This window comes from Streptomyces sp. NPDC047315, from assembly GCF_040643215.1.
In the GTDB taxonomy this organism is placed as follows: domain Bacteria; phylum Actinomycetota; class Actinomycetes; order Streptomycetales; family Streptomycetaceae; genus Streptomyces.
In genome coordinates this window covers 320,820-346,394 of record NZ_JBEYTZ010000003.1, presented here as the reverse complement: position 1 = coordinate 346,394, position 25,575 = coordinate 320,820, and the positions used below count along the sequence as shown (strand labels likewise).

The following is a 25,575-nucleotide window of genomic DNA, read 5'->3' as shown; positions in this document are numbered from 1 at the left end:
GTTTCGTACGGACCACCACTCGGTGGTGCCGGGTGCTCGGGGCGGACGGGCGGCCCGTGTGCGTCACGGCCCCGGGACGGGCCGTGCCGTCGGGCGGCGCTGCCGGCGTGGCTGCTGCGGGGCGCCATTCTGGCAGTTGAAACGGGTGTTTTCCGGTCAGATGGCGACCGTGGCGCGGAAGAGGGTCCCCGAACTTCCGTTCGCGCCGGAGATTTCCACCATGTCGCCCGCGGGTACGAACACCGATTCGCCCTGCGCGAGCGTCAGTTCGCCGGCGGTGACGGAGCCCGCGGTGCAGAGCAGGATCTGCGGCGCCGCGGCGGTGACGTCGCGCGGGGCCGCGTCGGGTGCGAGGACGTAGCGCGACAACCGGAACTCCGGCGCCGGCGTGTCGTACACCTCCTCGCCGGACGGGGACGCCTCCGGGCGCAGGACGGCGGGTTCGGTGGCCTCGAAGCGCACGACCTTCAGCAGTTCGGGCACGTCCACGTGCTTGGGGGTGAGCCCGCAGCGCAGGACGTTGTCGGAGTTGGCCATGATCTCGACGCCGAGGCCGTCGAGGTACGCGTGGGGGACGCCGGCGCCCAGGTAGAGGGCTTCGCCGGGCTGGAGCCGCACGTGGTTGAGCAGCATCGCGGCGATGACGCCGGGGTCGCCGGGGTAGTGGTGGGCGAGCTGTGCGTAGGGGGCGTACGGGCCGCCGAAGCGGGTGGCGGCGGCAGCGGCTTCCGCGACGGTCTCGGCCACGGCGTCGCGTTCGGCCGTGAGGACGGCGGTGAGGACCTCGCGCAGGGCGGCGTCTTCGGGGTGGGCGTGCAGGACGTCCACGTACGGCTTGAGCGAGTCGACGCCGAGCCCGGCGATCAACTCGGCGCTCGCGGCGGGGGCGCGGAAGCCGCACAGCCCCTCGAAGAGGGTGAGCGCGCAGATCAGTTCCGGCTTGTGGTTGGCGTCCTTGTAGTTGCGGTGGGGGGCGTCGACGGGGATGCCGGCGCGCTCCTCCGCGGCGTACCCCTCCCTGGCCTGGGCGAGGTCGGGGTGGACCTGGAGGGAGAGAGGGGCGCCGGCGGCGAGCAGCTTGAGGAGGAAGGGGAGGTGGGGGCCGTACGCGCCGACGGTCCGGCCGCCGAGTTCGCGTACGGGGTCGGCGGCGATGACGGCGTCGAGCGGGCCGCGGTCGAGGTGGGAGGGGGCGCCGGGGTGGGCGCCCAGCCACAGCTCGGCCTGGGGTTCACCGGTGGGGGCGACGCCGAGCAGCGCGGGGATGGCGGTGGTGGAGCCCCAGGCGTACGGGCGGATGGGGTTGGTGAGGCGGTCCATCGGCGTGCGACTTCTTTCGGCTGTGGCTCGGGGCTCGGTGGTGCGGTGTTCGACGGTGCGAGATGTGCGGGGTGCGGGGGTGCGGGGGTGCGGGGGTGCGGGGTCAGGAGGGGGTCGCGGGGGTCGCGAGGGCGAGGTACACGGCCGCGAAGTCCGTCACCGCGAGCAGTTCCGCGAGCGACTCCAGGTCGGTGCCCTCTTCCGGTTCCAGTTCGCTGATCGCGGTGTCGTGGCCCAGGGCGAGTTCGCGTGCTGCCGGGGCGGCGGTCAGTCCGCCCGCGGGCCGGTCTCGGAGCAGGACGACGCGGGCGCGCAGCGCCTGTGCCTCCTCGACGCGGTCGCGGAAGAAGTCGTCCGGGTCGGCGCCCGCGGCGAGATCGCCGACGAGCAGTACGCCGTGGGCGGGCAGCGCCTCGGGGAGTTCTGCGGCGAGCGCGGGGCGGCCGGCGAGTTCGGCGAGCACGGCGGCGAAGCGGCGGCCCGCGGGGGCCGCGCCGGGGCCTTCCGTCCAGATCAGCGGGAGGCTGTCGGCGAGTTCGGCGGCGAGCGTCTTGGCCGGGTTGCTGTACGTCGCGATGGCCGGGCCGCAGCGTTCGGCGGCGCGGTCGAGGCGGTCGGCGACGCCCGCGAGCGCTTCGGGGGACGCTTCGAGCAGGCCGACGCGGTCGAGGAGCGCGAGGAGCGGGGTGAACAGGGCCCACAGGGCACCGGGGCCGCCGGCCGCCTGTGACTCCTCGTACAGCTCGTACGGCGCCGTGGCCATCGGTACGACGAGGCCGTGCCGGCCGTCCACGCTCTCGGAGACCGGGGAGCGGCGGGGGGCGACGGCGACGACGGTGCAGCCGCGGCGGTACGCCTGCTCGGCGAGGAGTTCGAGGCCGGGCTCGGTGCCGTCCGTCGTGACGACGAGGAGGAGGTCGAGGGAGCCGGCCCAGCCGGGCAGGGCCCAGCGCAGGGCGCCGGGGGCGGGGGCGACGCCGGTGGGGTGCAGCCTGATGACGGGGGCGCCGGCGCCGGCGAGTGCGCCGACGAGGTCGGCGGCGCCGTTGGCGGCGGTGCCGGAGCCAGCGACGAGGACGGCGCGGGGGCGGCCCTCCGGGGTCAGCTCGGCGATGCCGGCTTCGGCGGCGTGCCGGGCGGCGGTCCGTACGCGGGCGCCCGCCTCGGCGGCACCCCTCAGGAGTCCCCTGCGGTCGGCACGGGCGAGGGCTTCCGGGTCGTCGAGAAGTGACTCGTCGAGCATGGGGGCGGGGCCTCCGATCGCCGGTTCGGTTGTCGGTCGCGGGCGGCGGGGCGCTCGCCGGCCGGTGTGGCCTGCACGCCTCCGACGCCGGGGTGCCCGGCGTCAGGCCGGGCGGCGGGCCTCGTCGACGAGGAGGACGGCGATGCCGTCGCGTACGGGGTACGCCAGGCCGCAGTCCGTACCGGTGCAGACGAGTTCGGAGCCGGCGGCGTCCTGGTCCTGCGGGGCGTCCTCTTCGCGCAGGGCGCTGTGGCAGGCCGGGCAGGCGAGGATGTCGAGGAGTCCGGCTTCGAGCGGCATGGTGCGAGTCCCTTCGGGGTGGGCGGTGGGGGTGCCCGGGGCCGGGCGGGCCGCGGGGTCGGCCGGGCGGCCTGCCGGATTCGGCCCGCTGCCCGGCCTGGGCGTCGTCAGCGTACCGCTGGGGGGTGTGGAGTTGCGCGCGCTGGGGTCTGGGGTGAGCCGCGTGGTTCTTTGGCGCGGTTCCCGTTCCGGGCGGTGCGGTTCCCGTTCCGGGCGGTGCGAGGGGCGGGCCGGGCGGTGCGAGGGGCGGGCTCGCCGTCTCCCTGCGGGGTCGTTGGCCTCTGCGGGCCGGTGGGTGGCTTGTCGCGCAGTTCCCCGCGCCCCTGGCAAACCCGCCGCCTAACCTGCGCAACCTTTAGCCTCTGCAGGCCTGTGGGTGGCCGGCCAACCCGCCGACCCCCTTCCGGACCATCGGCCACTGCCGGCCGGCGGGGGGCTTGTCGCGCAGTTCCCCGCGCCCCTCACGGCCAACCCGCCGCTCAACCTGCACAGGCTTTAGCCTCTGCGGGCCCGTGGGTGGCCGGCCAACCCGCCGACACCCTCCCGGACCATCGGCCACTGCGGGCCGGTGGGTAGCTCGGCGCGCAGTTCCCCGCGCCCCCTCGCGGCCAACCCGCCGGCCCCGCAGTTCTAGCTGCGGACCAGGGAGAGGACCTCGTCGCGGACCTCGGCGAGGGATTCGGGGGTTTTGGCTTCGACGTTGAGGCGGAGGAGGGGTTCGGTGTTGGAGGGGCGGAGGTTGAACCACCAGGTGGGGGTGGTCACCGTCAGGCCGTCCAGGGTGTCGATCGTCGTGTCGGGGCGGGACTCGAAGGCCGCGCGGACCTTCTGCGTCGTCGCCGTCTGGTCGGCGACCGTGGAGTTGATCTCGCCGGAGCCGCGGTAGCGGTCGTACTGGGCGACGAGTTCCGACAGCGGGCCGTCCTGGCTGCCGAGGGCGGCCAGGACGTGGAGGGCCGCGAGCATGCCGGTGTCCGCGTTCCAGAAGTCGCGGAAGTAGTAGTGCGCGGAGTGCTCGCCGCCGAAGATCGCGCCGGTGTGGGCCATCTCCTGCTTGATGAAGGAGTGGCCGACGCGGGTGCGGACGGGGGTGCCGCCGTGTTCGCGGACGACCTCGGGGACGGACCACGACGTGATCAGGTTGTGGATCACGGTGCCGCCGGGGTGCTTGTCGAGTTCCCGCGCCGCGACCAGCGCGGTGATCGCGGACGGGGAGACGCCCTCGCCCCGCTCGTCCACCACGAAGCAGCGGTCCGCGTCGCCGTCGAAGGCGAGGCCGATGTCGGCGCCCTCGGCCCGCACGCGCTCCTGGAGGTCCACGATGTTCGCCGGGTCCAGGGGGTTGGCCTCGTGGTTGGGGAAGGTGCCGTCGAGTTCGAAGTACATCGGTACGAGGGTGATCGGCAGCGACTCGAAGACGGTGGGGACGGTGTGGCCGCCCATGCCGTTGCCCGCGTCGACGACCACCTTCAGCGGGCGCATGCCGGCGAGGTCGACGAGCGACAACAGGTGTGCCGCGTACTCGGAGAGGGTGTCGTGCTCGGTGATCGCGCCCCGGGTGGCGGCCGGTTCGGGCGCGCCCTTGGCGGACCAGTTCTCGACGAGTTCCCGGATGTCGGTGAGGCCGGTGTCCTGGCCCACGGGCGCGGCGCCGGCGCGACACATCTTGATGCCGTTGTACTGCGCGGGGTTGTGGGACGCGGTGAACATCGCGCCGGGCAGCCCGAGGTGGCCGGAGGCGAAGTACAACTGGTCGGTGGAGCACAGCCCGATCAGGGTGACGTCCGCGCCGCGGGCCGCCGCGCCGCGCGCGAACGCGCCCGACAGGCCCGGCGACGACGGCCGCATGTCGTGCCCGACGACGATCGCGTCGGCACCCGTCACCTGGACGAACGCCGCGCCGAAGAGCTCGGCGAGCTCCTCGTCCCACTGGTCCGGCACGACGCCGCGAACGTCGTACGCCTTCACGAGCTGAGACAGATCAGCAGCAGCCACGGGGCAGCCTTCCCTCAAGTCTGTGTGGTCCAAGTCAGTGCGGTCGGGGCAAATTATCCCGGTGCGTCAGTCCTGGCCGTAGCGCGGGTCCACCGATTCGGGTGCGAGCCCGAGAAGTTCCGCCACTTGCTCCACGACGACCTCGTGCACCAGCAGCGCCCGCTCGTCGCGGTTCTTGGTGCGGATCTCCACGGGGCGACGGTAGATGACGACCCGTGCGGGCCGACCGCGCTCGGCGGGGACCGCCTCGCCGAGCGGCACGGTCTCCTCGTGCACGCCCGGCACGTCGAGTACGAGGAAGTCCACGTCGGCCAGTTGCGGCAGGCGGCGTTCCAGGCGTTCCACGGAGTCGCGCACCAGGTCGCGGAAGGACTCGGCCCGGCTGAGTGCCAGCGGGACCTGGGGCGGGGCGATCGGGCCGCGCATCCCGCGGCCGTGGCGGTCCCTGCGCCGTGGACCCGGCTCGGTGCTTCCCGGGCCGGAGCCGGAGCTCTGGGTGGGGGGCGTACCGGCGCCCGGCGGCGTGCCGGGCTGGGTCCGCGCCGGCGCCCCTGCCGGACGCTCGCCGGGGCTCGGCGGTACGGAGCTGTCCATCACTCACGCAGGGTAGCTCTCCGCGGGGCGCGGCAGCCGCATCCCGTGGAAAGCGAGCATGGCGCACGCGCTACCGGCGCCTGCGCGCACACGGACCCGCCCCTGACCTCGCCTCCGGTCCGGCCCGAACTCGTCCGTCCGCTTCGACATGTCGCCAAATGACCGTTCCAACGGCGGTTCGCGACGCTTGTGTGTCGTCCGGCGATCGTCCGGCGCTGCGCGAACGACCTGATTTACGTCACGTCATGACCGGTTCACCAACGGTCACGTCCTCGGCGTCGAGCCCTTCATCGCAGGTCAGTACGGCCCTCCCGGACCCGTACGAAACCCCGTCCGCACGACGACACGGTGGGGTGACCTGGTGGAGAGTCGTCGCAGCCCGTTCAAGAGTGCGGTACCGTCCAACGTCGTGAGCCCTGTACGTCGATGTTCGCGCACCGCGTGCGGCCGTCCTGCCGTGGCGACATTGACGTACGTCTATGCCGATTCGACCGCGGTCCTCGGCCCGCTCGCCACCTATGCGGAGCCCCACTGCTACGACCTGTGCGCAGAGCACAGCGAGCGGCTGACCGCGCCGCGCGGCTGGGAGGTCGTACGGCTGACGGACGGGTCGGCGCCGGCCAGGCCCAGCGGTGACGACCTCGAAGCGCTCGCCAACGCCGTACGGGAAGCGGCCCGCCCCTCGCAGGGGCGCGCCGTCGCCGAGGGGCAGGGCGGGCGGCGTGCGGCGGATCCGATGGAGGTCGCCCGCCGCGGGCACCTGAGGGTGCTGCGCTCGCCCGACTCCCAGGACCGCTGACGGCCCGGAACGCCCGCTCAGTCGTCGAGCACTGACAGGTCCCGTTCCGCTTCCGGCACCGCCACCGTTCCCCGGTCGTCCGTCAGCGTCTGGATCGTGAACATCTGCACGCCGCGGCGCGGCAGCGCGAGCGTGCGCGCCGCGTGCACCGGGCCGCCGGAGACGGTCTCCACGGTCAGTCCGTACGAGCCGGCCAGGCCCGCGGGCGCGGGCGGGGCGAACGCGAGCGTGGTGCCGGCCTTCACCGTGTACGTGGCGACGGTCGGTTCGCCGCCCCCGGTGCCCGTCGAAGCGGTGATCCTGACCTTGCTGGTCGCGGTGGGTGCGGTCAGCGAGAGGGTGGTGCCCTGGGCGCGGTTGTCGGCGACGCTGGCGCGGTCGCCGACGGGCTCCGCCGCGGGGATGAAGGCGACTTCCTGCGCCTCCTTGGCGCCGCGGACCACGCGCAGGGCGGCGACGACGGGCGTGTTCAGGCCCTTGTTGGCGGGGCTGAGGAGCAGCGAGCCCGGTTCGCCCTTGGTGACGTCCGCCAGGTCCACGGTCGTCGTCATGCCCGACTTGACCCGTACGGTCTCGTGGCCGGCGGGGACGAGGCTGCCGCCGGGGCCGGCGAGTTGGACCTTCAGCTCGGCGTCGGCCTCGCCGGGGGCGAAGACGACCAGCCGCACCGAGGTGGCGTCGGCGGGGATGCCGGGCAGGACGGCGGTGGCGGCCGGGTCGGCGGAGGCGGCGAGCCAGTCGCTGCCGACGGCGTCCTCGGCGGTGCGCACGACGGCGCCGACCCGGCCGGAGCGGGTGGTGACGCGTACGGTCAGGTCCGCCAGCGCCTCGTTCGTCAGGGTGGAGAGCAGGACGGGCGCGCTGCCGCGGGCCGGGACGGACAGGCCGTCGGGGAGGGTGGTCTTGAGCTGGCCGTCCTTGCCGTACAGCTCGATGTCGACGACGGAGTGGGTGTCGTCGGGGTTGGTGAGGTGGACGTAGTCGCGGCGGCCTTCGGCGGTGGACGCGCCGGGGAACCACGCTTCGGTGTCCGGGCCGGTGCAGGCCGTGCCGAGGAGGCCGCGGGCGTCGCCGGCGGTGACCGTGGTGGTCGCCTGCGCGGTCCAGCCGGGGGCGAGGTTTCCGTCGGCGGTGCCGACGAGGGCGGGGGCGTCGCTGCCGTTGGCGGTCGCCGCGACGGGCTTGCCGGGGGTGGTGAGCGAGAGCACCGGCTTGCCGCCGTTCGTGCCGCCGTCGGGCTTCTTGGTGGTGTCGGCGGCGGTGGCGACGAGTTGGACGGTGCCGGGGCGCAGTTCCGCGGTGCCCGTGGCGGGTCGTGCCGGGTGCGGCGGGCGGGTGGGCTCGGGCGTGAAGGAGGTGTACGTCGTCTCGGCGACCTCGGCGTTGCTGGGCGCGGGGCACAGCAGGTTCGACCGCTCGATCGGGAGCCGGGGGGTCAGCTTGGTCTCGACGACGGCCACGGGGTCGCCCGGGGCGGTGGCGGCGGCCAGCGCGGTGATCGCGCCGAGCGCGGCCACGGCGGCGAGCAGGGAGGTGGTCGTGGGCTTCACTCGGACTCGCCTCGGGGGACGTCGGTGTCGTGGCTGCGGTCGTGGTCGCGGTCGTAGGAGGAGGTGCGCGGGGTCGGGTCGTAGGGCGCCGGGTCGTGGGGAGCGGGGTGCTCGTCGTAGGCGCGGGCCGGGTTCTCGTACGACTGCTGGTGCGGGAGGCGGGCGGGCCGAGCCGGCGTGGGCTGGGGGCGCGGGCGTTCGCGGCGGTGTGACCTGCGGCCCCCTCCGCCCGTCGTCTCGGCCTGTACGGGGCCGGGTTGGGTCGGTACGCCGCCGATGAGCGGGCCGGCGGCGGGGGCGTCGGCGCTGGCGCCGCCGTCGGCGTCCGTCGCCTCCGGCAGGTCGTCGTCCTTCTCGCCGCGCCTGCCGGGCAGGGTCAGCACCACCAGGACCAGCAGCAGGAAGCCCTGGGTCCAGAGCCAGGCCGTGCGCGGGGCGCTCTGCTCGTAGGACAGCTGCAGCCGGCCGCCGTCGGCGGGGAGTTCGAAGCCCTGGGCCCAGCCGTCGACGGTCGTCTTCGGCAGCTCGCGGCCGTCGAGGGTGGCCCGCCAGCCGTCGTCGGCGCGGTCGGCGACGCGCAGGACGCGGCCCTTCGCCCCGTCCGGGATCGTCGTGCGGGCGGTCACCGGGCCGGAGCCGACGGGCAGCGGGTCGTCCTTGCCGCTGACGATCGTCACCCGGGCGACCTGACGGTCGACCTGCCACAGGGCGCTGCCGTCGAGTTGGCTCAGCCGGCTGAGTCCGGGGGTGGCGTCGAGTACGCGGGCGGTCTGCCTGGGCGCGCCGTCGCGGACGAGGACGTAACGGATCGCGAAGCCGCTCAGCTCGGCGGTCTGGTCGGCGCCCGAGCCGGCGACGAGCCGGGAGACGACCTGGTCGAGCTGGGGGTCGCGGTCGGCGGAGGCGGCGAGTTCGGCGTCTCCGAGTCGGGCGCCGGAGCCGCGGACCAATGCGTACGGGACGCGGTCGGCGCTGGTGCCGCCGATGACGAGGGTGCGCGGCTGGTCGCGGGTGACGCTCTCCTCGGCGACGAACGCGGGCACCTGAACGGGGTCGCGCCGCTCCAACGGGCCCGCGGCGCCGCTGATCATCCAGCTGACGGCGAGGTGCGCGGGGGCGAGGGCCGCGACGCCGGCGACGAGTACGGCGACGGGCTGGCGCCAGCCGAAGTCACGGCTGGAGACGCGGGTGCGGCCCAGTTCGGCGCCGAGGAGGGCGGCGGCGATGAGCGCGAGGGCGTACACGAGGGTCGCGGGGCCGGCCCACGAACCGCCGTCGGACACGGCGTTCGTCACGGCGGCGAAGAGGAAGCCGGTCAGGGCGGTCGCCCAGGCCGTGCGGATGGCGAGCCGGCGCTCTTCGCGCAGCAGGGCGGCGAGCGCGGCGGCGATGACGCCGAGCAACAGGACCGTGCCGGCGGCCTTCGGTCCGCCCGGGCTGAAGGTCAGCAGGTCGAAGCCGGAGGCGCGGCCCCCGCCGATGTCGAGCCCGGCCTCGTCGAAGAGGCGGGACGGCGACGTCAGCAGCGTCAGCGACCAGGGCGCGAGGACGAGCAGCGGGGTGCCGACGGCGGCGAGGAAGCGCACCCCGGCGGCGACGGGGTCCGCACGGCGCACCACGAGCCCGCCGACGCCGAGGACGAGGGCGAACAGCCAGACGACGGGCGCGAACGCGGTGGCGAGGGTGAGCAGCAGGGCGTACGCCCACACGGCGCGCCAACTGCCGCGGCTGCGGCCGGCGGTGGTGAAGCCGTGCGCGGCGACCGCGGCGCGGGCGATGGGCGGCAGCAGTACGGCGAGGACGGCGGTGCCGAGCCGGCCGGCGGCGAGGGCGCCCGTGACGGCGGGCAGGAAGGCGTAGGTGACGCTGCCCCAGGCCCGGAGCAGACGGGACGTCACGAGCGGGCGGGAGGCCACGTACGCGCTGAGTCCGGCGAGCGGGACCGAGCACACCAGCAGCACGGTGAGCGCGAGTCCGGTGGAGCCGAGCAAGACGGCGGCGATTGCGGCGAGGGCGCCGAGGTAGGGCGGGGCGGTCTGGGTGCCTCCGGTGCCGAGCGGGTGCCACTGGTCGGCGTAGCGGCCCCACAGCTCGGACGCGTCGCCGGGGGCGGGCAGCAGGGCGCCGCCGGCGAGGGCGCCGGAGGAGAACAGGGCACGGCAGGCGACGAGGGAGACGATCAGCAGGACGGCGAAGAGCGCGGGCGCGGGGCGGCGGGCGAGCTTCTTCAGCCGGGCGAACTGTTCGACCTCCAGATAGTCCGCGTCTTCGCCGCCGGGGCCGGACTCGACGGCGCCCGTGCCGGAGCCGGAGCTTTGGCGGGAACGGGAGCCGGTGCCGCCGTTGCCCCGGCCGCCGCCGAAGTAGCCGGCGGCGCGTTCGAAGGTGGCGCGGATCGTCGCGCCGGGCGGCGGGAACAGCGGGCGCAGTTCGCGGGGGTCGACGCGGCGGGCCTTCTTGCGGCGGGCGCGGCCGGCGATGATGCGCCCGGGGCGCAGCAGGGTGCCGCTCAGGCCGGTGATCTCGTCGACGGCGTGCCGCGGGGCCTTGCCGACGAGGTACGCGAGGGCGCGCAGCAGCGTGCCGAGCAGTATGCGCAGCAGGACGAACGGGAGCAGCGCGGCACGGGCGTTGGTGAGCAGGGCGTACACGGCGCCCGCCTTGTCGACGCGGTGCGGGCTGGCGGAGGAGCGGCCCGCGCAGTCCACGGTGCGGCGCTCGCGGGCCGCGGCCTCGGCGTGGTGCAGGACCGCGTCGGGGGCGACGAGGACGCGGTGGCCGGCGGCGTGCGCGCGCCAGCACAGGTCGACGTCGTCGCGCATCAGGGGCAGTCGGCGGTCGAAGCCGCCGAGCTCCCGGAAGACGTCCCGGCGTACGAGCATGCCGGCGGAGGAGACCGAGAGCACCGGCCTGACCTGGTCGTGCTGGCCCTGGTCCTGCTCGCGGCGGTCCAGGCCGGTCCAGCGGCGACCGCTGTTGGCGATCGAGACGCCCGTTTCGAGGAGTTGCTTGCGGTCGTACCAGCCGCGGAGTTTGGGGCCGACGATCACGGCGTGTTCGGCGGCCTCGGCGCCGCCGCTGTCGCCGTCGCCGCCGCCGCTGTCGCCCCCGCCGTTCACGTCGCCGTCGTGCTCGTCGTCGCCGACTGCGACGCGGAGCAGCTCGGCGAGCGCGGCGGGCTCCGGGGCGCTGTCGTCGTGGAGCAGCCACAGCCACTGCACCGGTTCGCCGTACGGCAACTCCGGCATGTCGTACGCCTCGTCCTGCCACGTCCGGCTGACCGGGTCCCAACCGCTGGGCCGCTTCAGATACGGCAGGTCGTCGGGGGTGAGCACGCCGGCGGTGCGGACGGCCTCGTCGACGGCGGCGCCGAAGCCGGTGCGGCGCGCGAGGTGCAGCACGCGTTCCGCGCCGAGGGCTTCGGCGAGCAGGGCGGCGGACTCGTCGGCGCTGCCGGTGTCGGCGGCGATGACGTTCTGGACCGGGCGGGCCTGCGCGAGGAGGCCGGTGAGGGTGTGCGGGAGCCAGCGTGCGCCGTCGTGGGAGACGAGGACGGCGGTGACGACGTGCCGGGGAAATCCCTGCGGGTGGGAGGTCGTGAACGCGGCGGTGGTGGCGGACATCGGGTTGGGGCCCTCCGGCCATGGATCGCCCGGGAGGGGCGCTTCAGCGTCTGGGACGGGGCCACACGATATCGGTAGGCGGGAGGGGTGTGGTGCGGGTTGTGTGTCGGTGCGGTTGCGCTTCGCGGGGCGGGGTCGGCTGCGGGTTGCGCTCCGCGGGGCGGGGCGGTGTGCGGGTTGCGCTCCGCGGAGCGGGGCGGTGTGCGGGTTGCGCTCCGCGGAGCGGGGCGGTGTGCGGGTTGCGCGCGGCAGGCGGGTGGGGTTGCTCGAAGTGCGGGCTTCCCGTGGCAGGCGGGGCTGGTCGCTCCGTGTGGGGGTTGCCCGTTGCTGGCGGGCCGGTTGCCCGGTGTGTGGGTTGCTCGTTGCAGGCGGGTCTGGGGGCCCTCCGGGCTCACCTCCTCGCGGTCGGCGGCCTACAGGCCACACCTGAACGTGAGGCCGCTTTGCCGCCGATCCGCTGCGGGGGCGACCCTGCACGCCCCCTCCCAGCAGCCGGGACCGGCCACTCCCTGCGTGGGTTGCCCGTTGCAGACGGGTTTGGGGCCCGGTCCGCGGCTTGTCCGCGGCAGGCAGGTGTGGACGCAGAACACCCCCGGCGCGGGCCGGGGGTGTGGCGGGTCGTGGTCGTGTCGGCGGCCGGTGGCGGGTATCAGACCGCCGCCTTCTTCAGCCGGCGGCGCTCGCGCTCCGAGAGACCGCCCCAGATGCCGAATCGCTCGTCATTCGCCAGGGCGTACTCAAGGCATTCCGAGCGGACTTCACAGGCGAGGCACACCTTTTTGGCCTCACGCGTGGAGCCGCCTTTCTCGGGGAAGAAGGACTCGGGATCGGTCTGGGCGCACAATGCGCGCTCCTGCCAGCCGATTTCGTCGTCCGCGTCCTCGACCAGCAGTTGTTCGAACAGCTCGGTCATGTGCGCCCCTCGTCTGTCTTGGCGTCCCCGTGATGTTGCCGTGATCGATTCGGCCGAACGACACGAGTGAAATTACAAGTGTGTGGCTCAGGGGCAGTCAAGCGGAGATCTGCTATTGGGCCCCGTATTCACTCTGCGGAACCAAGGGTATACGGAAAGTGTTCAAATCAGCAAAAATCTGACACTTACCGCTAACCGCCCCTGACCTGTCCGCATCCTCCCTTCTCACCTAGGGAGACGCTCGTCAGTTCGATCTTGTTGCAGACGGGCACCCGAAGCGATCCGGATCACAACCCCGTCACGGAGCGGCCCGAGTCAGTCACGCGATCGCAGCGCGATGTCTCCGACGGTGGCATTGCATAAACCTTTCTTCGCGCTCCGTAACCGGATGAGGTGAAAGATTGCCGCCAAAGGGGGCGCGGAGTTGACACGAAAGAGGGGCAGCCGCCACCTTGGGTGGCATGTCATCAGCAGCCTCCGCGCCTTTCGCGACCCCTGTCCGTGGGTTCCGCAGCGCTGTGCAGGCTCGCTGTCGCTGTTGTCGTCAGCGCTGACCCGGCACGCACGCCCCCTTCTCGACTTCTTCCGCGCGCGTCCCGAACGCCCCCGCGCCTTCTTCCGGCTCCGCCCTTTCACGGCGCGGCCCCGCACTGACGCAACCCCTTGCGAATCGCACGCTTCCAGCCGAGGAACCACCGCACCATGAACAGCGACAGCGACCTCCAGATCGCCGGCGACATCCTCTCCGTACGACACCTCCTCCAGCCCCCGCGCGAGCACCCGGCCACCGTGGCCGACTTCGTGGGGCTCTCGCGCGCCGTCGCCGCCGATCGGGGGCAGTGGGCGCACCTCGTCGAGTACGACGCCACCAGCCGCTGGTACCACCGGCTGCGCACCGGGCCCGGGTACGAGGTGTGGCTGCTGTCGTGGCTGCCGGGCCAGGGCACCGGGCTGCACGACCACGGGCCGTCGTCCGGGGTGCTGACGGTGCTCGAAGGGCGGCTCACCGAGCGGTCGGAGCGGTCGGAGCGCGCCGCGCGGGAGTTGGCGCCGGGCGCGCACCGGGTGTTCGCACCGGGGTACGTGCACGAAGTGGTCAACGACGCGCTCGAACCCGCCGTTTCCCTGCACGTCTACCACCCGGGCCTGACCGAGATGCCGATGCACGCGGCCCGGTGCGCACCGGCCGCCCGGGACGCGGTGCCCGCCTGAGAAACTGCGGGCATGCGAATTGTGGTTCTGGCCGGCGGCATCGGCGGCGCCCGCTTCCTGCGCGGTCTCAAGCGGGCCGCGCCCGAAGCGGACGTCACCGTGATCGGGAACACCGGTGACGACATCCATCTGTTCGGACTCAAGGTCTGCCCCGACCTCGACACCGTGATGTACACCCTCGGCGGCGGCATCAACGAAGAGCAGGGCTGGGGGCGTACGGACGAGAGCTTCCGCGTGAAGGAGGAACTGGCGGCGTACGGGGTCGGGCCCGAGTGGTTCGGGCTCGGCGACCGGGACTTCGCCACGCACATCGTCCGCACCCAGATGCTCGCCGCGGGCTATCCGCTCAGCGCCGTCACGGAGGCGCTGTGCACCCGGTGGAATCCGGGCGTCCGGCTGCTGCCGATGTCCGACGACCGCGTGGAGACCCACGTCGCCGTCGAGATCGACGGCGAGCGCAAGGTCATCCACTTCCAGGAGTACTGGGTCAAGCTGCGGGCGTCCGTGGCCGCCGAGGCCGTCGTGCCCGTCGGCGCGGAGCAGGCGAAGCCGGCGCCGGGCGTGCTGGAGGCGATCGCCGCGGCCGACGTCGTCCTCTTCCCGCCGTCGAACCCGGTGGTGAGCGTGGGCACGATCCTCGCCGTGCCGGGCATCCGCGAGGCGATCGCCGAGGCGGGCGTCCCCGTCGTCGGCCTCTCCCCCATCGTGGGGAACGCGCCGGTGCGCGGCATGGCGGACAAGGTGCTCGCCGCGGTGGGCGTGGAGGCGACCGCCGCGGCCGTCGCCGCGCACTACGGCTCCGGGCTGTTGGACGGCTGGCTCGTCGACACCGTCGACGCGGACTCCGTCGACGCCGTCGAAGCCGCGGGGATCCGCTGCCGGGCCATTCCGCTGCTGATGACGGACGAGGACGCGGCGGCCGAGATGGCGCGGCAGGCGCTGGCCCTCGCGGCGGAGGTGCGCGCATGAGCGGGCCCGCCGACTCGTACCGGGTCTGGGCCCCGGACGGCGTACCCGAGGTGCACCCGGGGGACGACCTCGCCGAGCTGATCGCCGCGGCCGAGCCCGAGCTGGCCGACGGGGACATCGTCCTCGTCACCTCCAAGGTCGTCAGCAAGGCCGAGGGGCGCGTCCTGGCCGCCCGGGACCGGGAGGCCGCGATAGACGCGGAGACCGTACGGGTCGTGGCCCGCCGCGGCGAGCTGCGCATCGTGGAGAACCGCCAGGGCCTGGTCATGGCCGCGGCCGGCGTCGACGCGTCCAACACCCCCGCCGGGACCGTGCTGTTGCTGCCCGAGGACCCGGACGCGTCCGCCCGCAACCTCCGCGCCGGGCTGCGCAAGGCGCTCGGCGTCGACGTCGGCGTGGTCCTCACGGACACCTTCGGCCGCCCCTGGCGCAACGGCCTCGTCGACGTCGCGATCGGCGCCGCGGGCGTACGGGTCCTGGACGACCTGCGCGGCGGCACCGACCCGCACGGCAATCCGCTCGCGGCGACCATCACCGCGACCGCGGACGAGCTCGCGGCGGCCGGTGACCTCGTGAAGGGCAAGGTCGCGGGGCGGCCGGTGGCCGTCGTACGGGGCCTTGCCCACGTCGTCGCCCCGGACGACGCCGACGGCGCCCGCAGCCTGGTGCGGGACGCGGCGGAGGACCTGTTCCGGCTCGGTGCGTCCGAGGCCGTACGGGAAGCGGTGACCCAGCGGCGTACGGTCCGCGAGTTCACCGACGAGCCCGTCGACCCCGGTGCGGTGCGGCGGGCGGTCGCCGCGGCGGTCACCGCGCCCGCCCCGCACCACACCACGCCCTGGCGCTTCGTGCTGCTGGAGTCGGCGCAGTCGCGGGTGGAGCTCCTGGACGCCATGCGGGACGCCTGGATCGCCGACCTGCGGCGCGACGGCAAGTCCGAGGAGTCCATCGCCAAGCGCGTCCGGCGCGGCGACGTGCTGCGGCGGGCGCCGTACCTGGTCGTGCCCTGCCTGGTGATGGACGGCTCGCACCACTACGGCGACGAGCGGCGCGACGGCGCGGAGCGCGAGATGTTCGTGGTCGCCACCGGCGCCGGCGTGCAGAACTTCCTCGTGGCGCTGGCCGGCGAGGGGCTCGGCTCGGCGTGGGTGTCCTCGACGATGTTCTGCCGCGACGTGGTGCGCAAGGTGCTGGACCTGCCGGCCGACTGGGACCCGATGGGCGCGATCGCGGTGGGCCGCGCAGCGGCCCCCCCGAAGCCGCGGGCGCCGCGGGACGCGGCAGGGTTCGTGACGGTCCGGTAGGCCCGTGGGGGGCGGGCTGCGTGGGGCACGGGCCGGGTTGCTCGGGTGCGCGGGTTGCCCGCGGCGGGCGGCTGGCTTGCTTGGTGTGCGGCTTGCCCGCGGCAGGCGGGTTTGGGGGCCCTCCGGGCTCACCTCCTCGCGGTCGGCGGCCTACAGGTCACACGTGAACGTGAGGCCGCTTTGCCGCCGATCCGCTGCGGGGGCGACCCTGCACGCCCCCTCCCCAGCAGTCGGGTCCGGTCGCTCCCTGTGCGGCTTGCCCGCGGCAGTCGGGTGTGGTCGCTCCGTGTGTGGGTTGCTCGTTGCAGGCGGGTTTGGGGGCCCTCCGGGCTCACCTCCTCGCGGTCGGCGGCGTACAGGTCGCACGTGAACGTGGGGTTGCTTTGCCGCCGATCCGCTGCGGGGGCGACCCTGCACGCCCCCTCCCCAGCAGACGGGACCGGCCACTCCCTGTGCGGCTTGCCCGTGGCAGACGGGTCTGGGGGTGCCCGGTCTGCGGGCCTCCCCCGCAGACTGGTCTGGTCGCTCCGTGTCCGGGTGGGTTGTCAGTGGGAGCGCCTACTCTCGTAAACACGAGACCATCCAGCCCCGAGGACCCCGTGTCTGGCCGCTTCGCTCCACGAGCCCACCCCGCCCGACGGCTGCCCGCGCGCGGCGGCGGGGCGGTGCGGCGTTGGACCCCGCCGTGGCCCGTGGACCTGGGCCTGGTGCTGGGCGTGCTGCGGCGCGGTCCCGCCGACCCCGCTTACCGGACCGCGTCCGACGGCTCCATCTGGCGCACCGCCCGCACCCCCGCCGGACCGGGCACCTTGTGCGTACGGCCCGGCGGCGCGGGTGACGTGGTCGCCGAGGCGTGGGGGGACGGCGCCGAGTGGCTGCTCGACGCGCTGCCCGGGCTGCTCGGCGCCGCCGACGAGCCCGACGCGTTCACTCCGCTCCATCGCCTCGTCGCGTACTCCCGCCACCGCCGGCCGGGACTGCGGCTGACCCGCACCGGGCTCGTGATGGAGTCCCTGATCCCTTCGGTGCTGGAGCAGAAGGTGACGACGGACGAGGCGTACCGCGCCTGGCGGCTGCTGGTGAGCAAGTACGGGGAGCCCGCGCCCGGCCCCGCGGCGGAGGCAGGGATGTACGTGATGCCCGAGCCCCGCGCCTGGGCGCTCATCCCCTCCTGGGAGTGGCACCGCGCCGGCGTCGACGACAAGCGCGCGGCGACGGTCGTGCGCGCGGCGCGCGTCGCCCGGCGCATGGAGGAGGCCGTGGGGATGGAACCGGAAGCCGCGATGGCTCGGCTGGAGTTGGTTCCCGGCATCGGTCCGTGGACCTCCGCCGAGACAGTGCAGCGCAGCCACGGCGCGCCCGACGCGCTCACCCTCGGCGATCTGCACCTGCCGCGGATCGTCGGCTACGCGTTGGCGGGCGACCGCGACGCCGACGACGCCGCGATGCTCGAACTCCTCGCGCCGTACGCCGGCCAGCGCCACCGCGCCGCCCGCTACGTCCTGCTCGGAGGCCGGGTGCCGCCCCGGCGGAAGCCGAAGATGCCCAAGGTGGACATCGGCCTCCTGTAGACCACCCCGCCGTCGCAGGATGCCCGGCCACGGAGCGACCCCACCCGTCTGCGTCGCGGGAAGCCCGCGCACCGAGCGACCAGACCAGTCTGCAGGGGAGGCCCGGTCACCGAGTGAGCCAGCCGTCTGCCGCGAGCAGCCCGCGGATCGGGCAGGCCGGTCCCGTCTGCCGGGAGGGGGCGTGCAGGGTCGCCCCCGCAGCGGATCGGCGGCAAAGCAACCCCACGTTCACGTGCGACCTGTACGCCGCCGACCGCGAGGAGGTGAGCCCGGAGGGCCCCCAAACCCGCCTGCAACGAGCAACCCACACACGGAGCGACCACACCCGACTGCCGCGGGCAAGCCGCGCAGGGAGCGACCGGACCCGACTGCTGGGAGGGGGGCGTGCAGGGTCGCCCCCGCAGCGGATCGGCGGCAAAGCAACCCCACGTTCACGTGCGACCTGTAGGCCGCCGACCGCGAGGAGGTGAGCCCGGAGGGCCCCCAAACCCGCCTGCAACGAGCAACCCACACACGGAGCGACCACACCCGACTGCCGCGGGCAAGCCGCGCACCGAGCGACCGTACCCGCCTGCCACAAGCAACCCGCGCACCGAGCAAGCCAGCCGCCTGCCGCGGGCAACCCGCACACCGCCCGCCTAATTCATCCGCGGCCCTGGTACTTCGACGAGGCCGTGCGGATCGCGCCGAGTTTGTTGTAGAGGCGGGTGCCCGGGCAGTCCGTCGAGACTCCGTCGCGGTGGCCGGAGATCACGCCGAAGCTGACCTTCTTGCCCTTCTTGTACTTGCCGCTGCCCCCGGACGTCAGCGTCACCTTGCCCCCGGGGTCGCGGCCGAACAGCCCGAGCTTCCACGCGGTCAGCCGGGAGATCGCGGTCTGCACCGCCGCGGGCGGGTTCGTGCCGGTGAAGGTGCCGAGCACCGCGATGCCCATGGTGTTGGAGTTGAACCCGAGGGTGTGCGCGCCGAGGACCGCCCTGGTCACGCCGCCCGCCCGGCCCTCGTAGATGGTGCCGCACTTGTCGATGGCGAAGTTGTAGCCGAAGTCCCGCCAGCCGCTGCTCACCACGTGGTAGCGGTAGATGCTGCGCAGCACGGACGGGGCCTGCTTGCAGGTGTAGTTGTTGCCGGTGGACGAGTGGTGGACGAAGGCCGCCTTCACGGTCGAGGTGTAGGCGAAGCCGCCTTCGCGCAGGGACTCGTCGGCGCCCCATCCCTTGCGCGTGACGATCGTGGGGCGGGGGCCGACGTACTTCTTCGCCGCGGTGTCCTCGGCGGCGCGCGGGGCCAGCGCCCTGGGACCGGGGGCCGGGCCCGGGTCCGCCGGCTGGCCCGATTCGCCGGGGTCGACGAGTTCCAGGCGCAGCCCGCGCGGCAGGGCCACGGCGTCGGCATCCGCCGCGTGCTCCTCCGCGTGCGCCGAGTCCTCGGGTCGTACGCGTACCTCGACGCCGTCGGACGCGCCCACCCACAGCGGGGCGGTCGCGCCCCGGAGCCGGCCGGACGCGCCCTCCGTGCTGCCGGGGTCGGCGCCGTGGTCGGCGGTGTGGGTCTCCAGGTCCTGCCAGCCGGACCAAGCGCCGGTGCCGACCTCGCGGGTGCGGACCTGGACGGTGCCGTGGAGCTCGCTGGCGGCGTCCTCCCACACCACGCCGACCAGCGAGAACGGCTGGACCTCACGCTGGTGCAGGGTCCGCTCGCGGGTCTCGCGGGCCTCCGGGGCGATGGTGCGGGTCGTGGGCGATTCGGGGCCGGCGGGGATCGGGAGCGACTGGGTGGTGCCCGGGACGTCGGGGACGTCTGGCACGGCAACGTCCGGGAGGCCGACGCGCCCGGTGTCCGATGGGTGCGCCGGCGGCGCCGGATGGTGGGAGCGCGCCGGCGCAGCGACCGCTCCCGCCGACAGCGAGAGCGGGAGTACGAGCGCGGCGCAGGCCGCGACACCGGTCGAGGAAGACAGGAATCCACGCATGGAGAAGATCTTGATGCCCCGTCACCGTCTCCGCTCGTTGGAAGGGTGCGCGCGCCGCGGGCTCGCAACGGGCCGACCGGTGGACCGCGTCACCGGTACGAGGGACGCCGCGACCGGGCCGCGCGTACCCTTGCGCAGGTGAACGCCAGCGACCGCACCCCCGCCGACCTGCTGCGATCCGCCCTTGCCGCGGACCCAGGGCGCCCCTTGATCACTTTCTACGACGACGCCACCGGTGAACGCGTGGAATTGTCCGTCGCCACCTTCGCCAATTGGGTGGCCAAGACGGCGAATCTGCTCCAGGGCGACCTCGCGGCGGAGCCCGGCGACCGGCTCGCGCTGCTGCTGCCGGCGCACTGGCAGAGCGCCGTCTGGCTGTTGGCCGCCGCGTCGGTCGGGGTGCCGGTGGAGATCGGCGGCGACCCCGCGGACGCGGACCTGGTGGTGAGCGGCCCGGACTCGCTGGAGGAGGCGCGGGCCTGCTCGGGCGAGCGGGTCGCGCTGGCGCTGCGTCCGTTGGGCGGGCGCTTCCCCCAGCCGCCGGCCGGCTTCACGGACTACGCCGTCGAGGTCCCGGGCCAGGGCGACCGCTTCGCCCCGTACGCCCCCGTCGATCCGCAGGCGCCCGCGCTGCTCGTGGACGGCGTCGAGCTCAGCGCCGTGGCGCTGGTCGAGCGGGCCCGGGCGGACGCCGCCGAGCTGGGGCTCGACGCGGGCTCCCGGCTGCTGACGGACCGGGGGTACGACTCCTGGGCGGGGCTGGCCGCCGGGCTGTACGCGCCGCTGGCGGCCGGTGCGTCCGTGGTGCTCTGCCGGCACCTGGACGGGCTGCCCCCCGACGGGCTGCGTCAGCGGATCGAGAGCGAGCGGGTGACGCACACCGTCATGGACGGCGCGCCGCAGTAACCTCCGTAGAAGTACATCCAACGACGAAGCGCATGTAATACCCCCAGATGGCGCACAAGGGGTCGAGCCCCCCGGGCTCGACCCCAACTCCGTTGGATGATCGGCGATACCCGTGTTTTCAGGCACAACCAAGCGCGAGGTTCAGCCGTCTAGTCCTGCGATCGGCGGTCCAGCGCGCCGCCGACACCGTGAAGGATGGACGCAGAAGTGACGGACAGTGCCGGCACCCCGCCCGGCCCGGACGACCGGGACGGCCAGGAGCACCACGCCGCCCTCCCCGTCGAGCCCAAGGTAACCACCGAGGGCGAGGCGCCTCCGGGCGCGGGCGACGGCACCAAGGGCAAACGGCACTGGCTGCGTTGGACCGCGCTCGGCGTCTCGGTCGTCCTGCTCGCGGGCGCGGCGACGACGTGGTGGTTCTACCGGAAGCTCGACGCCAACATCACCCCGGACACCGAGGCCGCGGCCGAGCTGGAGACGTACGAGAAGGAGCGGCCGGTCCCGGTCGCCCAGGACGCCAAGAACCTGCTGCTGCTCGGCTCGGACTCCCGGCGCGGCAAGGGGAACAGCAAGTACGGGCGGGACGACGGCGGCAGCCAGCGCGCCGACACCGCGATCCTGCTGCACCTGGCGGCCGACCGGCAGAGCGCGACGGCCGTGTCCATCCCGCGCGACCTGATGGTGAAGGTCCCGGGTTGCCGCACGCCCGAGGGCGGCCGGACCACGGAGCAGCTGGCGCAGTTCAACTCCGCCTTCGAACGCGGCGGGGCCGCCTGCACGATCCGTACGGTCGAGAAGATGACCGGGGTGCGGATCGACCACCACATGGTGGTGGACTTCAGCGGCTTCAAGGACATGGTCGACGCGGTGGACGGCGTCGAGGTCTGCCTGAAGGAGCCGGTGGACGACCCGGACGCGCACCTGGAGCTGCCCGCCGGGCGCCAGACGCTCGACGGCGAGCAGGCGCTCGGGTACGTACGCGCCCGCAAGTCCATCGGGGACGGCAGCGACACCGAGCGGATGAGCCGCCAGCAGCAGTTCCTCGGCTCGCTGGTGAAGAAGGTCCAGAGCGACGGCGTGCTGCTGAACCCGTCGAAGCTGTATCCGGTGCTGGACGCGGCGACCAAGTCGCTGACCACCGATCCGGGGCTGGCCTCGCTCAAGGACCTGTACGACCTGACGCGTTCGCTGCGCAGCATCCCGACGGAGCGCGTGCAGTTCCTGACGGTGCCGCGGCAGCCGTGGGCGGCGAACCGGAACCGGGACGAACTGGTGGAGCCGGCGGCGTCTCAGCTGTTCCGGCAGCTCCGCGAGGACCTGCCCATCACCGTGCGCCCGCCCGGCTCGAAGGCCGACGACCCGAAGGGTGAGGGTTCGAAGGGCGAGGGTTCGAAGAACGGCGATCCGAAGGCCGGCGGATCGCAGCGGGACACGGCGGGCTCCCGGAGTCCGGACGTGGCCGGATCTCAGGGGTCAGCGACCCCCACGAACCCCTCGGGCGCGCCCGGTTCGACCCCCGGTGGCGGGCCGAGCGCAAGCACCAGTCCCAGCTACTCCGGCACGAATGCGGCGGTGAACGTATGTGAGTAAACCGTGACGTGTGAGTAAAGCGATGCCCAAGCATCGAGCCGCACCACACGGATTGGGTGGAATGCCCGGTTGTAAGGGGCGTGGAATTTGTCACGCCCGTCGCTCCGCCATGAACTGGGCGGATAGTGTGACGCGATCCGATACCCCGGCTTGCGTCGTGCACTGCTGGATCGAGAAACCATGCGCCCTTCGCGGAGGCGCTACGGGTGGCACCGACGGAGGAATCTGAAGACCGTGGATGCGCAAAGCCGCGGGCGGGCGGACGACATCGACCCCGCCGACCAGTGGGTGCTCAACCCGCAGACCGGCACTTACGAGCTGCGACTGGACCAATCCCCAGCGCAATCGTCCCCGTCGGCCAACCCCGCCGGGGCGCCAACCGTTCCCGGCTCCAGAGCCCCCGAAGGCCACCGCGCCGGCGCCCCGGGGCGCGGCCAGGCACCCGTGCCGGGTCAGCGCTCGCACCGGGCGCGCAACGCGGACGAAGGCGCGAACGCGCCCGCCGTGGGACGCCGCAAGCGCAAGCAGGGCCCGTCCCGTAAGAAGAAGGTCCTGATGTGGACGGGCGGCGGCCTCGCGCTGCTGATGACGGCCGGCGGCGTCGGCGCGTACGTCGTCTACCAGCGCCTCGAAGGCAACCTCAACACCATCGACGTGGGCGACGCGGGCACCGGCGGCTTCAAGAAGGACCAGGCCATCAACGTCCTGGTGCTCGGCACCGACAAGCGGACCGGCAAGGGGAACACCGCGTACGGCGACCGCAACAGCGCGGGCCACGCGGACACCTCGATCCTCTTCCACGTCTCCAAGGACCGGTCGAACGCCACCGCACTGTCGATCCCCCGCGACCTGATCACGGACATCCCGGACTGCAAGACGGCGGAGGGGGAGACCATCCCCGGCGTGCAGGACCGCAAGTTCAACGAGAGCCTGGGCGTGGACGGCCGCAACCCGGGCTGCACCATGGAGACGGTCACCAAGCTGACCGGGATCGAGATCGACCACTTCATGATGGCGGACTTCAACGCCGTCAAGACGCTGTCGACTGCGGTGGGCGGGGTGGAGGTCTGCCTCGCGAAGCCGATCAAAGACAAGGACTCCAAGCTCAACCTCCCGGCCGGCAAACACAAGGTCAAGGGCGAGGAGGCGCTGGCGTTCGTACGGACCCGCAAGTCCGTGGGCTTCGGCAGCGACCTGAGCCGGATCGAGCTCCAGCAGCAGTTCCTCAGCTCGATGATCCGCGAGATGAAGTCCAGCGACACGCTGACCAGCCCCACGAAGATGTGGGACCTGGCGAACGCGGCCACCAAGGCGCTCACCGTCGACAAGGGCATAGGGAGCATCAAGAAGCTCCAGGAACTCGGCATGGAGATGTCGAAGGTCAACCCGAAGAACATCACCTTCGCGACCGTGCCGGTGGTCGACAACGACAAGCGCACCGCGGTCCTGCTCCAGGAGCAGAAGGCCGAGCCGCTGTTCGCGATGATCAAGAACGACGTGTCGCTGACCGAGGTGGAGAAGAAGGAGAAGGCGGCCAAGAAGAAGACGCCGGGACCGCTCGACGGCCCGCGGGCCGAGGCGTCCGACGTCAGGGTCGCGGTCTACAACGGCGGCGGCCCGCAGGGCGCCGCGCAGGAGACGCTTACCTGGCTCCAGGGCAAGCAGGTGAACAAGTCGAGCAACGAGTCCAACGCTCCCGAGCAGGCGACCACGACCCTGGAGTACGGCCCCAACCAGGCCGACCAGGCGCGCACGCTCGCCGATCTGCTGGGGCTGCCCGCCACCGCGCTCAAGCCCAAGGCGGCGGACTCGGTCGGGACCGAGCCGATGAAGCTCGTCCTCGGCAAGGACTTCAAGAAGCCCGGCGTACCCCTCCCCGGCGGCAAGACCAAGGCCCCGGAGGGCATTCAGAAGGTCGAAGCGGACAAGCAACTGTGTGCCAAGTGATCCGGTTGCTCCGGGTCCCGCGGCGCGCGTGACACCAGGGGGCAAGGGGTGGGACGGAGCAGTACGCGGGAGGAGGGGGCACGGGGCGCAGCCGAGGGCCCCGTACCCGCACACGGACACGCACACGCGAAGGCGCGCGAAGGCAGGCGCCGGGGCGCGAGCGACGGCAAGACCAGAAAGAGCAGGAAAAAAGTGAAGAGCGGCAAGATACGTGCGCTTCGGTGGACCGCCTCCGTGCTCTCGCTCCTCATACTCGGCACGGCCGGGGCCGGATACCTCTACTACGAGTACCTCAACGGAAAGCTCAAGAAGGAAGAGCTGAACCTCGGCCAGGACATGGCCGACCACAAGCCGAACGCCGCCGGTCAGACGCCGCTGAACATCCTGCTCATCGGCTCCGACGCGCGGGACTCCAAGGCGAACCAGCGGCTCGGCGGCGCGAAGAAGACCTTCGGCAGCGCCCCGCTCGCCGACGTGCAGATGCTGGTGCACCTGTCGGCCGACCGCAGCAACATCTCGGTGGTCAGCATGCCGCGCGACACGATGCTGGACATCCCGGAGTGCCGGGACACCAAGAAGGACAAGACCCACCCGGCACTCACCTTCGCCGAGACCAACAAGTCGCTGGGGCGCGGGGGTCCCGGCTGCACGGTGGCCACCTGGTACAAGCTCACCGGCATACGCATCGACCACTTCATGGTGATCGACTTCGCGGGCGTGGTCTCCATGGCCGACGCGATAGGCGGCGTCCCGGTCTGCGTCCAGGAGAACGTGCACTCCCTCAACAGCAAGGGCCAGGGCTCCCATCTGAAGCTGAAGAAGGGCACCACCGCCGTCAAGGGCGAGCAGGCCCTCCAGTGGCTGCGGACGCGCTACGGCTTCGGCGACGGCACCGACCTGTCCCGTTCCCGCGCCCAGCACATGTACATGAACTCGATGGTCCGCGAGCTGCGGAAGAACACCAAGCTCACCGACCCGAACAAGCTCCGCAAGCTGGCCGAGGCGGCGATCGACTCGCTCACCGTCAGCGACACCATCGAGGACGTCAAGGCGCTGCTCGACATCGGCAACTCCCTCAAGAGCGTGCCGACGGAACGCATCACGATGACCACGATGCCCAACGAGTACTCCAAGCGGCCGGGTTTCGAGGCGAAGGTCGAGCCCAAGCCCGGTGACGCGGAGCAGCTGTTCCAGATGATCCGCGACGACGTTCCGCTCGACGGCCGGGGCACCTCCGGCAAGGCGAAGCCGAAGCCGTCGACGCAGAAGCCGGCCGAGCCCACGTCGGACGACCCCGCGGCCCCCGCCGACCAGGTCCAGGTCCGGGTGCAGAACGGCACCGACGGCGACGGCGCGCCCGCGGCCCGCGGCCGGGCCGCGGAGATCACCGCGGCGCTCGGCGCCAAGGGCTTCACCCAGGCGGTGGCGACGTCCGTGAAGAACCCGCGGCAGACGACGGTGGTCCGGTACGCGACGAACGACCTCGAAGGCGACGCGCAGGCGGTCGCCAAGGCGCTGGGCATCCCGCTGACGGCGGTGAAGAAGGCCGCGCCGGGCAGCGGAACGAACGGCATCACGCTGATCGTCGGCGCCGACTGGCGCACGGGCGACGCCTTCCCCCAGCCGAAGCCGAAGGCCACCGGCGACGACAAGGCGCCCGAGGCGGCGAACCCGCTCGCCGGGGACGACGAGGGCGCGTGCATGCCGATCCAGCCCGGCTTCACCTGGTAGCCGCGGAGCGCCGTACGAAGAAGGGCCCCGGGCGAG

General features: G+C 73.2%; 18 protein-coding genes. 9 read left to right on the top strand and 9 right to left on the bottom strand.

Translation table 11 applies throughout. The features are described 5' to 3' along the window. Positions 1 to 156 precede the first annotated feature (156 nt). The 5 genes from manA to ABZ842_RS05085 all read right to left on the bottom strand — a co-directional run bounded on the left by manA (position 157) and on the right by ABZ842_RS05085 (position 5,452). The gene (gene manA, locus ABZ842_RS05105) at positions 157 to 1,320 is read right to left on the bottom strand and encodes a mannose-6-phosphate isomerase, class I (protein WP_361531766.1); all 1,164 of its coding nucleotides are present in this window, start codon (positions 1,318 to 1,320) and stop codon (positions 157 to 159) included. A 103-nt stretch (positions 1,321 to 1,423) separates the two neighbouring features. Continuing rightward, positions 1,424 to 2,563: an SIS domain-containing protein gene (locus tag ABZ842_RS05100; protein WP_361531763.1), complete on the bottom strand. Its 1,140-nt coding sequence runs from the start codon at positions 2,561 to 2,563 to the stop codon at positions 1,424 to 1,426. A 102-nt stretch (positions 2,564 to 2,665) separates the two neighbouring features. Then, positions 2,666 to 2,863 carry a Trm112 family protein gene (locus tag ABZ842_RS05095; RefSeq protein ID WP_361531760.1) on the bottom strand — a complete coding sequence of 66 codons (198 nt, stop codon included), beginning with the start codon at positions 2,861 to 2,863 and terminating at the stop codon, positions 2,666 to 2,668. Between the two features lie 630 nt (positions 2,864 to 3,493). Continuing rightward, positions 3,494 to 4,858, bottom strand: coding sequence for a phosphomannomutase/phosphoglucomutase (locus ABZ842_RS05090; protein ID WP_361531757.1), 1,365 nt, complete (start codon positions 4,856 to 4,858; stop codon positions 3,494 to 3,496). 66 nt (positions 4,859 to 4,924) lie between these two features. Next, a complete protein-coding gene (locus tag ABZ842_RS05085; protein ID WP_361531754.1) occupies positions 4,925 to 5,452 on the bottom strand; it encodes a metallopeptidase family protein in 528 nt (175 codons plus the stop codon). A gap of 361 nt (positions 5,453 to 5,813) precedes the next feature. Between ABZ842_RS05085 and ABZ842_RS05080 the strand changes: the two genes are divergently transcribed. Continuing rightward, complete coding sequence (locus tag ABZ842_RS05080) at positions 5,814 to 6,251, top strand: DUF3499 domain-containing protein (RefSeq protein ID WP_361531751.1); 438 nt, start codon at positions 5,814 to 5,816, stop codon at positions 6,249 to 6,251. 17 nt (positions 6,252 to 6,268) lie between these two features. Here the strand turns inward: ABZ842_RS05080 and ABZ842_RS05075 are convergent, their stop codons facing one another. The 3 genes from ABZ842_RS05075 to ABZ842_RS05065 all read right to left on the bottom strand — a co-directional run bounded on the left by ABZ842_RS05075 (position 6,269) and on the right by ABZ842_RS05065 (position 12,337). Then, the gene (locus ABZ842_RS05075) at positions 6,269 to 7,801 is read right to left on the bottom strand and encodes a DUF5719 family protein (protein ID WP_361531748.1); all 1,533 of its coding nucleotides are present in this window, start codon (positions 7,799 to 7,801) and stop codon (positions 6,269 to 6,271) included. Then, positions 7,798 to 11,424 (bottom strand): glycosyltransferase family 2 protein, encoded by a 3,627-nt coding sequence (locus ABZ842_RS05070; RefSeq protein ID WP_361531745.1) that lies wholly within the window; start codon positions 11,422 to 11,424, stop codon positions 7,798 to 7,800. The genes ABZ842_RS05075 and ABZ842_RS05070 overlap by 4 nt, the downstream gene beginning before the upstream one ends. A 649-nt stretch (positions 11,425 to 12,073) precedes the next feature. Then, positions 12,074 to 12,337: a WhiB family transcriptional regulator gene (locus tag ABZ842_RS05065; RefSeq protein WP_006348971.1), complete on the bottom strand. Its 264-nt coding sequence runs from the start codon at positions 12,335 to 12,337 to the stop codon at positions 12,074 to 12,076. Positions 12,338 to 13,039: 702 nt separating this feature from the next. On the opposite strand from ABZ842_RS05065, the gene ABZ842_RS05060 reads away from it, so the two are divergent. The 4 genes from ABZ842_RS05060 (at position 13,040) to ABZ842_RS05045 (ending at position 17,393) form a co-directional block, all read left to right on the top strand. Continuing rightward, positions 13,040 to 13,549 carry a cysteine dioxygenase family protein gene (locus ABZ842_RS05060; RefSeq protein ID WP_361531741.1) on the top strand — a complete coding sequence of 170 codons (510 nt, stop codon included), beginning with the start codon at positions 13,040 to 13,042 and terminating at the stop codon, positions 13,547 to 13,549. Positions 13,550 to 13,561: 12 nt separating this feature from the next. Continuing rightward, the gene (cofD, locus tag ABZ842_RS05055; RefSeq protein ID WP_361531738.1) at positions 13,562 to 14,518 is read left to right on the top strand and encodes a 2-phospho-L-lactate transferase; all 957 of its coding nucleotides are present in this window, start codon (positions 13,562 to 13,564) and stop codon (positions 14,516 to 14,518) included. Further along, positions 14,515 to 15,822, top strand: a complete 1,308-nt coding sequence (locus ABZ842_RS05050) for a coenzyme F420-0:L-glutamate ligase (RefSeq protein ID WP_361531735.1) — start codon at positions 14,515 to 14,517, stop codon at positions 15,820 to 15,822. Before cofD ends, ABZ842_RS05050 begins: the two co-directional genes overlap by 4 nt. Before the next feature lie 641 nt (positions 15,823 to 16,463). Next, positions 16,464 to 17,393 (top strand): DNA-3-methyladenine glycosylase 2 family protein, encoded by a 930-nt coding sequence (locus ABZ842_RS05045; RefSeq protein ID WP_361531856.1) that lies wholly within the window; start codon positions 16,464 to 16,466, stop codon positions 17,391 to 17,393. 643 nt (positions 17,394 to 18,036) lie between these two features. Here the strand turns inward: ABZ842_RS05045 and ABZ842_RS05040 are convergent. Beyond that, entirely contained in the window at positions 18,037 to 19,365 is a 1,329-nt protein-coding gene (locus ABZ842_RS05040; protein ID WP_361531732.1) for a peptidoglycan recognition protein, read from the bottom strand. Positions 19,366 to 19,503: 138 nt separating this feature from the next. Between ABZ842_RS05040 and ABZ842_RS05035 the strand changes: the two genes are divergently transcribed. From ABZ842_RS05035 to ABZ842_RS05020, 4 genes are all read left to right on the top strand, one after another. Further along, the gene (locus tag ABZ842_RS05035) at positions 19,504 to 20,271 is read left to right on the top strand and encodes a TIGR03089 family protein (RefSeq protein WP_361531729.1); all 768 of its coding nucleotides are present in this window, start codon (positions 19,504 to 19,506) and stop codon (positions 20,269 to 20,271) included. A gap of 195 nt (positions 20,272 to 20,466) precedes the next feature. After that, entirely contained in the window at positions 20,467 to 21,861 is a 1,395-nt protein-coding gene (locus ABZ842_RS05030) for an LCP family protein (RefSeq protein ID WP_361531726.1), read from the top strand. Positions 21,862 to 22,095: 234 nt separating this feature from the next. Continuing rightward, on the top strand, positions 22,096 to 23,808 hold the full coding sequence (locus ABZ842_RS05025) for an LCP family protein (RefSeq protein WP_361531723.1): 1,713 nt from the start codon (positions 22,096 to 22,098) through the stop codon (positions 23,806 to 23,808). Between the two features lie 48 nt (positions 23,809 to 23,856). Next, positions 23,857 to 25,539 carry an LCP family protein gene (locus ABZ842_RS05020; protein WP_361531720.1) on the top strand — a complete coding sequence of 561 codons (1,683 nt, stop codon included), beginning with the start codon at positions 23,857 to 23,859 and terminating at the stop codon, positions 25,537 to 25,539. Positions 25,540 to 25,575: the final 36 nt, after the last annotated feature.

Coding starts and splice junctions, on each gene's coding strand:
- manA (WP_361531766.1), bottom strand. CDS start 1,320: ATGGACCGCCTCACCAACCCCATCCGCCCGTACGCCTGGGGCTCCACC.
- ABZ842_RS05050 (WP_361531735.1), top strand. CDS start 14,515: ATGAGCGGGCCCGCCGACTCGTACCGGGTCTGGGCCCCGGACGGCGTA.
- ABZ842_RS05030 (WP_361531726.1), top strand. CDS start 20,467: ATGGACGCAGAAGTGACGGACAGTGCCGGCACCCCGCCCGGCCCGGAC.
- ABZ842_RS05060 (WP_361531741.1), top strand. CDS start 13,040: ATGAACAGCGACAGCGACCTCCAGATCGCCGGCGACATCCTCTCCGTA.
- ABZ842_RS05065 (WP_006348971.1), bottom strand. CDS start 12,337: ATGACCGAGCTGTTCGAACAACTGCTGGTCGAGGACGCGGACGACGAA.
- ABZ842_RS05085 (WP_361531754.1), bottom strand. CDS start 5,452: ATGGACAGCTCCGTACCGCCGAGCCCCGGCGAGCGTCCGGCAGGGGCG.
- ABZ842_RS05070 (WP_361531745.1), bottom strand. CDS start 11,424: ATGTCCGCCACCACCGCCGCGTTCACGACCTCCCACCCGCAGGGATTT.
- ABZ842_RS05100 (WP_361531763.1), bottom strand. CDS start 2,563: ATGCTCGACGAGTCACTTCTCGACGACCCGGAAGCCCTCGCCCGTGCC.
- ABZ842_RS05040 (WP_361531732.1), bottom strand. CDS start 19,365: ATGCGTGGATTCCTGTCTTCCTCGACCGGTGTCGCGGCCTGCGCCGCG.
- ABZ842_RS05095 (WP_361531760.1), bottom strand. CDS start 2,863: ATGCCGCTCGAAGCCGGACTCCTCGACATCCTCGCCTGCCCGGCCTGC.
- cofD (WP_361531738.1), top strand. CDS start 13,562: ATGCGAATTGTGGTTCTGGCCGGCGGCATCGGCGGCGCCCGCTTCCTG.